The sequence below is a fragment of the Gammaproteobacteria bacterium genome (assembly GCA_016705365.1).
Classification (GTDB): domain Bacteria; phylum Pseudomonadota; class Gammaproteobacteria; order Pseudomonadales; family UBA5518; genus UBA5518.
In genome coordinates, this window is the sequence record JADIYI010000008.1 from 2,259,853 (window position 1) to 2,271,644 (window position 11,792).

General features: G+C 61.8%; 10 protein-coding genes. 7 read left to right on the top strand and 3 right to left on the bottom strand.

Annotated elements, in window-relative coordinates:
- Nucleotides 1-64: 64 nt before the first annotated feature.
- The 3 genes from IPF49_17930 to IPF49_17940 all read right to left on the bottom strand — a co-directional run bounded on the left by IPF49_17930 (nt 65) and on the right by IPF49_17940 (nt 4,206).
- The gene (locus tag IPF49_17930) at nt 65-1,549 is read right to left on the bottom strand and encodes a DUF1254 domain-containing protein (GenBank protein ID MBK6289478.1); all 1,485 of its coding nucleotides are present in this window, start codon (nt 1,547-1,549) and stop codon (nt 65-67) included.
- Between the two features lie 83 nt (nt 1,550-1,632).
- Nucleotides 1,633-2,616 (bottom strand): DUF1254 domain-containing protein, encoded by a 984-nt coding sequence (locus IPF49_17935; protein MBK6289479.1) that lies wholly within the window; start codon nt 2,614-2,616, stop codon nt 1,633-1,635.
- A gap of 78 nt (nt 2,617-2,694) precedes the next feature.
- Nucleotides 2,695-4,206, bottom strand: coding sequence for a DUF1254 domain-containing protein (locus tag IPF49_17940; GenBank protein ID MBK6289480.1), 1,512 nt, complete (start codon nt 4,204-4,206; stop codon nt 2,695-2,697).
- Between the two features lie 342 nt (nt 4,207-4,548).
- Here IPF49_17940 and IPF49_17945 point away from each other — a divergent pair, with 342 nt between their 5' ends.
- From IPF49_17945 to paaB, 7 genes are all read left to right on the top strand, one after another.
- Entirely contained in the window at nt 4,549-5,532 is a 984-nt protein-coding gene (locus IPF49_17945) for an AraC family transcriptional regulator ligand-binding domain-containing protein (GenBank protein ID MBK6289481.1), read from the top strand.
- 370 nt (nt 5,533-5,902) lie between these two features.
- The gene (gene paaZ, locus IPF49_17950) at nt 5,903-7,942 is read left to right on the top strand and encodes a phenylacetic acid degradation bifunctional protein PaaZ (protein MBK6289482.1); all 2,040 of its coding nucleotides are present in this window, start codon (nt 5,903-5,905) and stop codon (nt 7,940-7,942) included.
- A 54-nt stretch (nt 7,943-7,996) separates the two neighbouring features.
- Nucleotides 7,997-8,788 carry a 2-(1,2-epoxy-1,2-dihydrophenyl)acetyl-CoA isomerase gene (locus IPF49_17955; GenBank protein ID MBK6289483.1) on the top strand — a complete coding sequence of 264 codons (792 nt, stop codon included), beginning with the start codon at nt 7,997-7,999 and terminating at the stop codon, nt 8,786-8,788.
- A 4-nt stretch (nt 8,789-8,792) separates the two neighbouring features.
- Nucleotides 8,793-9,236, top strand: a complete 444-nt coding sequence (gene paaI / locus IPF49_17960) for a hydroxyphenylacetyl-CoA thioesterase PaaI (GenBank protein MBK6289484.1) — start codon at nt 8,793-8,795, stop codon at nt 9,234-9,236.
- Nucleotides 9,233-10,441, top strand: a complete 1,209-nt coding sequence (gene pcaF, locus IPF49_17965) for a 3-oxoadipyl-CoA thiolase (GenBank protein MBK6289485.1) — start codon at nt 9,233-9,235, stop codon at nt 10,439-10,441. Before paaI ends, pcaF begins: the two co-directional genes overlap by 4 nt.
- Nucleotides 10,442-10,503: 62 nt before the next feature.
- Entirely contained in the window at nt 10,504-11,469 is a 966-nt protein-coding gene (paaA, locus tag IPF49_17970; GenBank protein ID MBK6289486.1) for a 1,2-phenylacetyl-CoA epoxidase subunit A, read from the top strand.
- 18 nt (nt 11,470-11,487) lie between these two features.
- Complete coding sequence (paaB, locus tag IPF49_17975; GenBank protein ID MBK6289487.1) at nt 11,488-11,778, top strand: 1,2-phenylacetyl-CoA epoxidase subunit B; 291 nt, start codon at nt 11,488-11,490, stop codon at nt 11,776-11,778.
- Nucleotides 11,779-11,792: the final 14 nt, after the last annotated feature.

The window sequence follows — 11,792 nt, forward strand, 5'->3', positions numbered from 1 at the left end:
AGTGGCTTGGCCCCCCACCCAAAGGTACGCGAGGCGCACATTCGAGCGGGGCACGACGTAAGGATCATTTGACCAGCGCGATCTCGCCTGGCCGCCAGGTCTTGTTGATCCATGGCTCCAGCGGTCCGTACATGCGCAGGATCACGAACCAGCTCTTGCCCGGCACCGTCGCCAGCCAGTTGCCCTCCTCACCTGCTGGTGCCTTCGGCCCGAAATAGAGGTCGTAGGAGCCGTCGGCATTTTTCTTGATGCCATCGGACTGGCTGCCGACTGTCGGGAACTTCTGACTGGTCTGCAGTTGCGAGCGGGTCTGGGTGTCGTAGATGGTGACGGCCCAGAAGTCATTGACCGGCACATTCGGTGGCAAGTGCAACTTGTAGGTCTTGGCGCCGTCGAATGGCTGCTTGCCGGCATCCACGACCGCCAGAGCGTAGTCGGAACCCGCGCCCGCATGGGTGGTGGCCATGGCCGGGGTTACGCCGCCGGCATTGAAGTAGTACAGCACGCGGGCATCCAGGTCCATGGTGCCGTCGGCCTCGAAGCTGGTGTTCTTGTTGGCAAACGCCGTGGACCAGATGCTGTTCGAGTCGTCCGGATAGATATTCACGCCGGCGATGCGCGGATGGTAGGTGATGACCCGCGCGGTGGCGGCGCCGAGCGTGGCGGCCTCGGTCAGCAGTTTCTTCAGCCGCGCGTCGGGCGTGAACGGCTGGCCCTTGACGATGCCGATGGCGGCCATTTCACCGCGTACCTCGGGGCTGATGGCGTCGATCGGTTCCTGCTGGACGACCTCGTTGAGGTCTTCGAAATAGCTGAAGTCGCTGGGGAAGATGGTGTTGAACGCCTTGCCCGAGACGTTGACGTACTCTGTCGGCGCCGGATGTGCGGCGTCCTTCAGCGGGTAGACCTTGAGGCCGGTGGTGATGTTCTTGACCGCCGGTGCCAGCCCATTCTTGATCGAACCACGCAGGAACAGGAAGTTCCGGTTCGTTGCCGGCGTGAGCGGGAAGTATCCGTCGGGCACGGCGCCGGAATAGCCCGGCGGCAGCACCAGGTACTTGCCGCCCTGGCCCTTGTCAGGGCCGGTCACGCCCATGTTGCCGGCGAAGCGCTGCCAGGCGTCGTTGAGGAAGCCGAGCATGCCGGGAGGAATTTCGATCACCGTCGGGCCGTCTTTGGCCAGGTCCGTGTAGGTATAGGCGTAGAGCGTCGAGGTGTTGGCGGTGACCACCAGGGTCTGCGAATCCATCAGCCCTTCGAATACAGCGATCTTGTTGGCCCCCTGGGCGCCGGCACCGTCCAGGCCCTTGCGCACGCTGTACATGGACACGGCGCCGACATTGTCCAGAAATACCTCGGTCCCGCGCATCCGGTCGAGATTGTCGTAGACCTTCTCGACGGTCGCCGCGTTGGCCGGCACGCCGTCGAAGAACTCGAGCTTGCCGATCGATGTCGCGACCTTGTCGGGGATGGAAATCGACTTCAGGGTGTCGGGCGAAACCTGGGCCTGCGCGACCTGGATGCCGGGCAGGGCCAGCACGATTGCCACGGCAAGTGCCTTGAGTGGACTGGAATTCTGCTTCACGATTTTCTCCTCAGGTGCTCAAGAGTTGGATTAGCTCGCTTGCAAGCTTAGGGGTCTCGTTTTGTCGGCGGCCCGGGAAACGTCCACTTGCCATCGATGATCTGCTGGCTCGGCTCATACATGCGCACACTGTAGTTCCAGCCCGCCATGATCGGCAGGCAGTTCTCGGTGCTGGCCGTGCAGCCGCCAAAGCGCACCGTGTAGGAGCCATCGCTGTTCGGCTTTGCGATCAGATTGTTCAGACTGTAAGCATGCAGGTCGTTCTTCTGGAAATAGCCTTGCTCGTTGTAGAGGCTGATCGACCAGAATCCCTTGACCGGAACATCCTTGACCGTCAGCTCGTAATTGCCGACTGGCAGCTTGGGTTCAATGTTGTCGTACTGAGCGTCCTTGTCTGGCAGGCCGCCCCAGGCAGAAGCACTACCAATCATGAAATGGACTGGGTCGACCTCGTCCCTGGAGCCGAACGTGCGGGTATATCGTTTCAGGCCCTTCGCCAGTTCGAGAACCGCCCCGAGCGTCGCCTTGTAGCTGGCCTCGTCGTAATCGGGCAGGACATAAGCTTGCGCGGAACCGGCTTCGATCTTGATCTGGTCCTGGAGCTTGTGCGCTTCTGCCAGATCCGCCTTGTCTTCGGGGTTGGCGAGTGTGCGAACGGCCGCGAAGACGAACGGCGTATCGAACTGTTCCATTGTCAGCTTGTGCGCGCCAGCGCCGTAGAAAACCTTGTTGACGTAGCCGTCATTGTTGACGAGCATCAATGACATATAGCGCTTGCCGGCATCCGGAAGGGTGATCGTCGCGCCGTTGGAAATGTCGACGACAGCCATGCTGTAAAGCGTGTCGCGATTCATGCGGATGACGTTCTGCTTGTCGACCGGTGTCGGTGCGCGGTTGTGAACAAACTTGTTGATGCCGCCGGTCATTTTCAGAGTACCCGCGAACTCATGATCGGTTTGTGCCTTGTTGAAATTGTCGACATTGACGACGATGGCGTCCTCGGCCAGAGCAGCAAGCGGAAGCATGCACATTGATGCCAGTGCGGTACGCAAGAACAGATTCTTCATTTCGAATTCACCCCCAAAGACTGGTGTTGATGCAAATGGCGACTACTTGACCAGTTCGATCTCGCTCGGCCGCCAGGTCTTGTCAATCCACGGTTGCAACGGGCCGTACATGCGCAAGATGGCGAACCAGCTCTTGCCGGGATTGGTCTGTAGCCAGTTGCCCTCTTTGCCGGCCGGTGGTTTCGGCGCGAAATAGATGTCGTGGGAACCGTCGGCGTTCTTTTCAAAGCCCTTGCTTTGGCTGCCCAGGGTCGGAAACGGTTGTCCCGTCTGCAACAATGAACGCGTCTGGGTGTCGTAGATCGTGACTGCCCAGAAATTGTTCACCGGCACATTCGGTGGCAGGTGCAGCTTGTAGGTTTTCGAGCCGTCGAACGCCTTCTTGTCGGAGTCCAGATAGGCAATGCCGTAATCGGATCCGGCGCCCGCTCGCGTCATCGCCATGGCCGGAGTGACGCCGGTCGCGTTGTAGTAGAACAGCACCCTCGCGTCCAGATTCATCGCGCCATCGTCAGTGAACGAAGGGTTCTTGTTGGCATAACCCATGGTCCAGGCGCTGTGGGTGTCGGGATAGATTTCCACGCCATCGATGCGCGGTTGGTAGGTAATGGCTCGCGCGGTAGCGGCGCCGATGGTTGCGGCCTCAATAAGCAGTTTCTGCATGCGTGTATCAGGCTTGAACGGTTTGCCCTTGACGATGCCGATGGCGGCCAGGTTGCCACGCAACTCCGGCCCGATCGCATCGATCGGCTCTTCCTGAACTATCTGATCAAGGCCCTCGTAGAAGCTCAAGTCCCTGGTCACAATCGTGTTGTAGCTTTTGCCGGACATATTGACAAACTCGGTCGCCGGAGGATTGGCAGCCGTGGACAATGAATAGATCTTGAGCCCGTTCTTGATGTTCTTGACGGCTGGTTCCAGACCCTTGGCGATCGATCCGCGCAGAAACATCAGGTTGTGATACGTCGGCATCTTGACGACGAAATAACCATCGGGGACGGCACCGGCGTAACCCGGAGGCAGCAGCAGGTACTTGCCACCCTTGCCTTGGTCCGGGCCGGGCAGGCCCATGTTTTCGATGTAGCGGAACCAGGCGTCATCAAGGAAACCGAGCATGCCCGGCGGCAGTTCGACCACCAGCGGACCGTCGACCTTCAGGTCGAGATAGGTCAGCGCATACAGGGTCGAGGTATTGCCGGTCAGATAGAGCGATTCCGGCTTGAGCAGTTGCTCGGTGATAGTGACGGTGTTCGAAGTCCCACCGATGCCTGCATTACCCATGCGCATGGCATACAGCGATGCCGCGCCCTGGTTGTCGAGATACGCCTGGACACCGCGCATGCGGTCGAGATTGTCGTAAATCTTGTCTATGGTGGCGTCAGTGGGCACACCATCGAAGAATTCCAGCCTGCCGATCGATGTCTCGACCTTGTCCGGCATCGAGATCGCCTTCAGGGTTGCGGGTGACACCTGTGCCTGCGCCGGCTGCATGGCGGCCAATGTCGATACAGCGATGGCGACGGCAGCAGTCAGTAGGCTGGATATCTGTTTCATGACTTGCTCCTTGGCTCGGTGGTCCACATAGGGGATTGAAAGTGTCATTGCGCACGGGCAGTCCAAGCCGGTCGGTTCCATCCACTGCGACCGATAACCGGCATTGCGCGATTTGACAAAGCAGCCGCGCAGCCATCCCCTTCGTTCATGTATACACGCAAGACAATTGCGTTCACTTGTTTTTTTGTGACACATTGAGGTAGGCGGGCTTGCCTGATGGGACTCCTCTCCGTGCAGCAACAGGTACTTGAGATGTCAGTAAGGGTTCGGAGCGAACCAGGGCCCACTACCGTTCGCGCGACCGGTGTGGTGCCGGGTGGCTATGACCGAGTCGCCTCGACGATGGCGTTGCGCCCGTTGCTGGAGCAATTTGAAGTGGACCTGGACAGCTTGCTGGCTGAATCCGGATTGCCGATCAGCCTGTTCGATCATCCGGACAACCTGATTCCGTTCAGGGAAGGCACCCGGCTGCTTGGCTTCTGCGCCGATCGCACCAGATGCGCGCACATTGGCCTGCTGATCGGCGAAGCAACGCCGTTTGAGGCGCTGGGCATCGTGGCCGAACTGGCCAAAGCCGCCGCGGACGTGCGTGCCGCGCTTCAACTGATGAGCCGTTTCATGACCCTGACCGATGGTGGCGGCCTGCTGACGTTGTCGGAAACTGCGCAATTCGCGAGTTTCAGCTATAGCGTCTACGAGCCAGGCGTCGAGCGTGCCGAGATTCTCGGCGACAATATCCTGGCTGCATCGTGCAATGTCCTTCGGGCACTTTGTGGCCGCAAGTGGCGGCCGCATGAAATCTGGCTTTCGCGCAGCCGTCCGACCGACATCCAGCCGTACATCAAGATCCTCAAGGCGCCCTTGCGCTTCGATGTCGAACAATCCGCGGTGGTGTTCGAACGCGTGTGGCTCGAAGCCCCTATGGCCACCGCCGACCCCGCCCGATTGCGCGTCCTTGAAGCGAAAGCCCGCGCAATGGAGGCCAGCGAAACCGGCGATCTGGTCGCACAGGTGCGCCGTGTCGTGCGCCGGCAGCTATTGGCGGGCAGCTGTTCGATGCAATCCGTTGCCGCCGAGCTGGGCATGCACCGCCGCACCCTGGACCGCCGCCTGCGCCCCTACGGCGTCGCGTTCAAGGTCCTGGGCGATGAAATCCGCTTTGAAGTGTCGCGCCAACTTCTGCTCGATACCGGGATGCCGGTCATTGCGATCGCACAAAGCCTCCACTACGCCGATCCCAGTGCGTTCACACACGCATTCCGCCGCTGGTCCGGGATCACCCCCACGCAATGGCGCGAGGCCGCAAGACGGTATTCGGATGCGTGATCGGTGTGATTCGACCTCCGCGGCCAGCGGAGTCATGCAAGACGTGTGCGACCACCAACACCGCGGGTCGCCGGTTGGCTTCCTTGTTCTTGCCCGGTAAATCCTTCTGAATGTAGTGCGTCAGTGAGCCATCCGCGTCCTGCTCCATGTCCGCCAGCATCGGCGAAATGACTCGGGTAGCGCAGCTTCGCATGAACTATTTTTCCCGTTGTCGCGCGCACGAAGAACTCGCTGTGTCCGCGTGAATATCCAGGGCTTGAGAAATGTAATACAGGAAATTGACTTGAAGTAACGTCGATGTATCATGCTCTGCGCGCCTTGCCACAGATAATAATTCACCATCGGGGAGAAAAAGTTGGGAACGGCAACTATTCAGAGCTATGTGTGCGGCCAATGGGTCACGGGCAGTGATCGCGGCGTGGCGTTGCACAATGCTGTGACCGGCGAACCGATCGGCCATGCCGGCAGCAGTGGAATCGATTTCACCCGTGTTTTGAAGTTCGGGCGCGAGCATGGCGCTCCGGCGTTGCGCAAGCTCAGGTTTCACGAGCGCGCGGCGCTGCTGAAGCGTCTCGCCCAGCACCTGATGGCGATGAAGGAGAAGTTCTATGCCGTGTCGGCCTGGACCGGTGCGACCCGCGCCGACGGCTGGGTGGACATAGAAGGCGGCATCGGTACCGTCTTCAGTTACGCGAGCATCGCGCGCCGCGAATTCGCCAACGAGACATTCCTGGTGGAAGGCGCCGCCGAGCGGCTGTCGGCGAAGGGCAGTTTCATCGGCCGCCACATACTGGTTCCGCGCGAGGGTGTGTCGGTACATATCAACGCGTTCAATTTTCCCTGCTGGGGCATGCTGGAGAAGATCGCTCCGAGCCTGCTGGCCGGCGTGCCGGTGATCGTGAAGCCGGCAACCGTTTCCTGTTACCTCGCCGAGGCGATGGTGCGCGAGATCGTTGCGGCGGAAATTCTTCCGCCGGGCGCCCTGCAACTGATCTGCGGAGGCGTGGGCGATTTGCTCGAGCACCTGGACGAGCAGGATTGCGTGACCTTTACCGGTTCGGCATCGACCGGACGCAAGTTGAAGACCCATCCCAATATCGTTGCCAACAGCATCCCGTTCAACATGGAAGCCGATTCGCTGAACTGCAGCATCCTCGGGGCCGATGTAACGCCCGATCAGCCCGAGTTCGAGCTGTTCGTGAAAGAAGTCGTCAAGGAGATGACGACCAAGGCGGGACAGAAATGCACCGCGATCCGCCGCGTGATCGTGCCCGAGAATCTGCTTGGAGCGGTGCAGGCGGCACTCGTAAAGCGACTCGAAAGTGTGCGTGTGGGCGATCCGGGCGTGGAAGGGGTGCGGATGGGGCCCCTGGTCGGGACTGCGCAGCGCAGCGATGTGTGGGAGACAGTGGAGCGCCTGCGGGCGGGCGCGGAAGTGGTTTATGGCGGCAGCCGCGATTTCGAGGTGCTCGGCGCAGACCCGGAAAAAGGCGCGTTTTTTCCGGCCACCCTGCTGTTGTGCGCCGCTCCGCTGACGCGCAGCGAAGCACACGAAATCGAGGCTTTTGGTCCGGTTGCAACGCTGATGCCTTACCGCGACACGGAGCAGGCGATAGCGATCGCGCGGCTTGGCAAGGGCAGCCTGGTCGGCTCGCTGTTTACCGCCGACAACCGGGAAGCCGCACGGGTTGTTCTCGGCTGCGCGGCATGGCATGGGCGCATGCTGGTGATCAACCGCGACTGCGCGAAGGAATCGACCGGGCATGGCTCGCCGCTGGCGGCACTGGTACACGGTGGTCCGGGCCGTGCGGGCGGCGGCGAGGAACTCGGTGGCTCGCGCGCGATCAAGCACTATATGCAGCGCACCGCTATCCAGGGTTCGCCGGATACGCTGACCGCGATCACCCGCGAGTTCAATCCCGGTTCCAGCCGGATCACCGGCGATGTGCATCCTTTCCGGCGCTATTTCGAGGACCTGCAGATCGGCGAGACCCTGATCACTCACCGGCGCACCGTCACCGAGGCTGATATCGTGAATTTCGGGTGTCTGTCGGGTGATCATTTCTATGCGCATTTCGACGAGCTGGCGGCGAAGGATTCGCTGTTCGGCAAACGCGTCGCGCACGGCTATTTCGTGATCTCGGCAGCTGCCGGAATGTTCGTGTCGCCGGCGCCCGGACCGGTGCTGGCGAACTACGGGATGGAGAACCTGCGCTTCGTCGAGCCGGTGGGTATCGGTGACACGATCCAGGCGCGTCTGACCGCGAAGCAGAAAATCGCCAAGGACAAGCGCAGCGAGGACGAGAAAGCGACCGGAGTGGTGGTGTGGGAGGTGGAAGTCAGCAACCAGGACGGCAAGGCGGTGGCGGTGTATGACATCCTGACGCTGGTGGAACGGAGAGATGCATGAGCCGGCTGCGCGCCGCGTGGTCGGGTTCGTTGTCATTGCAGCGGAAGCCAATCGATGACTTTTGAGGCTATCGAGTACTGCGTGGAAGAGGGTGTCGGGGTGTTGCGTTTCAACCGCCCCGAGACGTTGAACAGTTTCAATGCGCAGATGCACCGGGAGGTCCGTGAGGCGCTGGCAAGCGCGCGGCGGGATCCTGCGGTGCGCTGTCTGCTGATCACCGGTAACGGGCGGGGCTTTTGTGCCGGGCAGGATCTCAATGATCGCGCGGTGGCGCCGGGCGCGGGTGCGGTCGACCTCGGTGACTCGGTGGAGCAGAACTACAATCCGTTGATTCGCGCCATTGTGGCGCTCGAAATGCCGGTGATCTGTGCCGTGAACGGTGTTGCGGCGGGTGCGGGTTCGAGCATAGCGCTGGCCTGCGACATCGTGCTCGCGGCGCGTTCGGCAAACTTCGTGCAGGCATTCGCGAAGATTGGCGTGGTGCCGGATTCGGGTGGCACCTGGAACCTGCCGCGCGCAATCGGGCTGCCGCGCGCCAAGGGGCTCGCGCTGCTCGGTGAAAAGCTTTCGGCGGAAAAAGCCGAACAGTGGGGATTGATCTGGAAATGCGTCGATGACGACATGCTGGGGGATGAGGCGCTGGCGATGGCGAGGCATCTGGCTACCCAGCCGACCCGGGGGCTTGCGCGCATCAAGCAGGCCCTCAACCAGTCGACCTCGAACAGCCTGCACGAGCAACTCGAACTCGAGAAGGGCTTCATGCGCGAGCTGGGCTACAGCCACGATTACCAGGAAGGGGTCGCGGCGTTCAGGGACAAGCGCAAGCCGGTATTCAAGGGTGAATGAGACCATGGACGGAGTCGATCCACAGCGTCTTGCCGAGTTCTGTGCCGAGCGCAGGTGGGCCGGCGATCGAGCCTCGCAGGCGCTGGGGATGCGTATCGAGAGCGTTGGCAGCGGACACTCGGTGATCACGATGACGGTTCGCGAGGATATGTTGAACGGTCACGATAGGTGCCACGGCGGTTATATTTTCACCCTGGCCGATTCGGCTTTTGCGTTTGCCTGCAATACCTACGGACGGGTGACCGTGGCGCAGGGCGCGGGCATCGATTTCGTGCGCCCGGCCAGGCTCGGCGATGTGTTGCGCGCCGAAGCGCGCGAACTGAGTCGCGGCGGGAGAACCGGCGTGTATGACGTCGAGGTGCATCGCGGCGACGGCAAACTGATCGCGTGTTTTCGCGGCAATTCGTTCACTACCGACGAGAGCATGACGGGAGACCGGGATTCATGAGCCGAGACGCCTTTATTTGCGATGCGGTACGGACCCCGATCGGCCGTTATGGCGGTGTATTGGCGGGCATCAGGACCGACGATCTCGGCGCGCTGCCGATGCGCGCGCTGATCGAGCGCAATGCGGGTGTCGATTGGGGCGCGCTCGATGATGTGTACTACGGCTGCGCCAACCAGGCCGGCGAGGACAACCGCAACGTGGCGCGCATGAGCGCGCTGCTGGCAGGTTTGCCGGTCACCGTGGGTGGCGTGACCGTGAACCGCCTGTGCGGTTCGGGCATGGATGCGGTCGGCTCGGCTGCGCGCGCGATTCGCTGCGCGGAAGCCGAGTTGCTGATCGCGGGCGGCGTGGAGTCGATGTCGCGCGCCCCGTTCGTGATGCCGAAGGCGGACAGCGCGTTCAGCCGCGAGGCACGGATTTTCGATACCACGATCGGCTGGCGCTTCGTGAATCGCCTGATGAAAGCGCAATACGGTGTCGACTCGATGCCCGAGACCGGTGAAAACGTGGCGGCGGACTACGGCATCAGCCGTGCCGACCAGGATGCATTCGCGCTGCGCAGCCAGCAGCGCGCGGGCGCGGCAATTTCCTCCGGGAGGTTGCGCGCGGAGATCGTGCCGGTTGCGATCACGCGCCGCAAGCTCGAGCCGTTGCTGATCGATACCGATGAGCATCCGCGTCCCGATACCACGATGGAGATGCTGGCCAAGCTAGGCACGCCGTTTCGCGAGGGCGGAACCATCACCGCAGGCAATGCCTCGGGCGTCAATGACGGCGCCTGTGCGCTGCTGCTGGCCTCCGCGGACGCGGCGAGCCGCTTTGGGCTGCGCCTGCGCGCGCGCATCGTCGGCATGAGCGTGGCCGGTGTGGAGCCGCGGATCATGGGTATCGGCCCCGCGCCGGCGAGCCGCAAGGTGCTGGCACTGACGGGTCTGAGCCTGGCGCAGATGGATGTGATCGAACTGAACGAGGCATTTGCCGCGCAGGGTCTTGCGGTACTGCGCGAACTGGGATTGCCCGATGACGCGGCACATGTCAATCCGAACGGCGGGGCGATTGCGCTCGGTCATCCGCTCGGCATGAGTGGCGCGCGACTGCTGACCACGGCGCTGCACGAACTCGAGCATCGTGGCGGGCGCTATGCACTTTGCACGATGTGTATCGGCGTCGGGCAGGGCATAGCGATGATCATCGAACGGGTTTGAGAGTGCTTGCGCGAGCGGACCGCGGCAAGGTTTGTGAGGAATAGCAGGAAGATGAGCCGGATATGAGCAGCTTTGGAGCCATTGGTGAGGAGGAACTGTTGCGCCGTTTCGAGGAGCGCATCGATGCCGAGCAGCGCATCGAGCCAAAGGACTGGATGCCCGAGAAGTATCGCCAGAACCTGATCCGGCAGATCTCCCAGCACGCGCATTCCGAGGTGATCGGCATGCAGCCGGAGGGGAACTGGATCACCCGCGCACCGACGCTGCGCCGCAAGGCGATACTGCTCGCGAAAGTGCAGGACGAGGGTGGCCACGGACTGTATCTCTACAGCGCGACCGAGACCCTCGGCATCACCCGCGAGGAACTCAACGAGGCGCTGCACGAGGGGCGCGCGAAGTACGCCTCGATATTCAACTACCCGACGCTGACCTGGGCCGATATCGGCGCGATCGGCTGGCTGGTCGATGGTGCCGCGATCGTCAACCAGATTTCCCTGCAGCGCACCTCCTACGGACCCTACGCCCGGGGCATGGTGCGCATCTGCAAGGAAGAGAGTTTTCACCAGCGCCAGGGCTACGAGATCATGCTTGCGCTGGCCAATGGCAGCGCCGAGCAGAAAGCGATGGCGCAGGATGCGCTGAACCGCTTCTGGTGGCCCTCGCTGATGATGTTCGGGCCCCACGATGCCGATTCCGCGCATACCGCGCAGTCGATGAAATGGAAGATCAAGCGCCAGTCGAACGATGATCTGCGGCAGAAATTCGTCGACCAGACCGTACCGCAGGCCGAATTCGCGGGCCTGAGGATCCCCGATCCGGCGCTGGCCTGGAACGAGGCACGCGGACATTACGATTTTGGCGAGATCGACTGGGACGAGTTCGACCGCGTGGTCGCCGGCAACGGCATGTGCAACCGTCAGCGTTTGGCCCATCACCTCGAGGCGCACGAGGAGGGAGAGTGGGTGCGCGAGGCGATGCACGCCCACGAACAAAAGAAACGCGCGCGCCAGGCACGCGATGCAGCCTGAGCAAACGAGGTATCCGCAATGAGTTCTGCAGCACACATGCCCCTGTTCGAAGTGTTCATCCGCTCCAGGCGGGGTCTGGATCACAAGCACGTCGGCAGCCTGCATGCCGAGGATCACACCCAGGCGCTGGAGTATGCGCGCGACTGTTATACCCGGCGCAGCGAAGGCGTGAGTATCTGGGTGGTGAAATCAAGCGATATCGTGGCTTCGCAGGAAGAGGACGCGGCGTCCTTCCATGACCCGATGGACGACAAGCCCTATCGGCACGCGACCCACTACCAGCTTCCCGATGAAGTCAACAATATGTGAGCGGCGCCATGCGC

Bases quoted from the DNA above. Each gene is read 5' to 3' on its own strand.
- IPF49_17935 (MBK6289479.1), bottom strand. From the start codon at position 2,616: ATGTGCATGCTTCCGCTTGCTGCTCTGGCCGAGGACGCCATCGTCGTC.
- IPF49_17940 (MBK6289480.1), bottom strand. From the start codon at position 4,206: ATGAAACAGATATCCAGCCTACTGACTGCTGCCGTCGCCATCGCTGTA.
- IPF49_17945 (MBK6289481.1), top strand. From the start codon at position 4,549: ATGGCGTTGCGCCCGTTGCTGGAGCAATTTGAAGTGGACCTGGACAGC.
- IPF49_17955 (MBK6289483.1), top strand. From the start codon at position 7,997: ATGACTTTTGAGGCTATCGAGTACTGCGTGGAAGAGGGTGTCGGGGTG.
- paaI (MBK6289484.1), top strand. From the start codon at position 8,793: ATGGACGGAGTCGATCCACAGCGTCTTGCCGAGTTCTGTGCCGAGCGC.
- pcaF (MBK6289485.1), top strand. From the start codon at position 9,233: ATGAGCCGAGACGCCTTTATTTGCGATGCGGTACGGACCCCGATCGGC.
- paaA (MBK6289486.1), top strand. From the start codon at position 10,504: ATGAGCAGCTTTGGAGCCATTGGTGAGGAGGAACTGTTGCGCCGTTTC.
- paaB (MBK6289487.1), top strand. From the start codon at position 11,488: ATGAGTTCTGCAGCACACATGCCCCTGTTCGAAGTGTTCATCCGCTCC.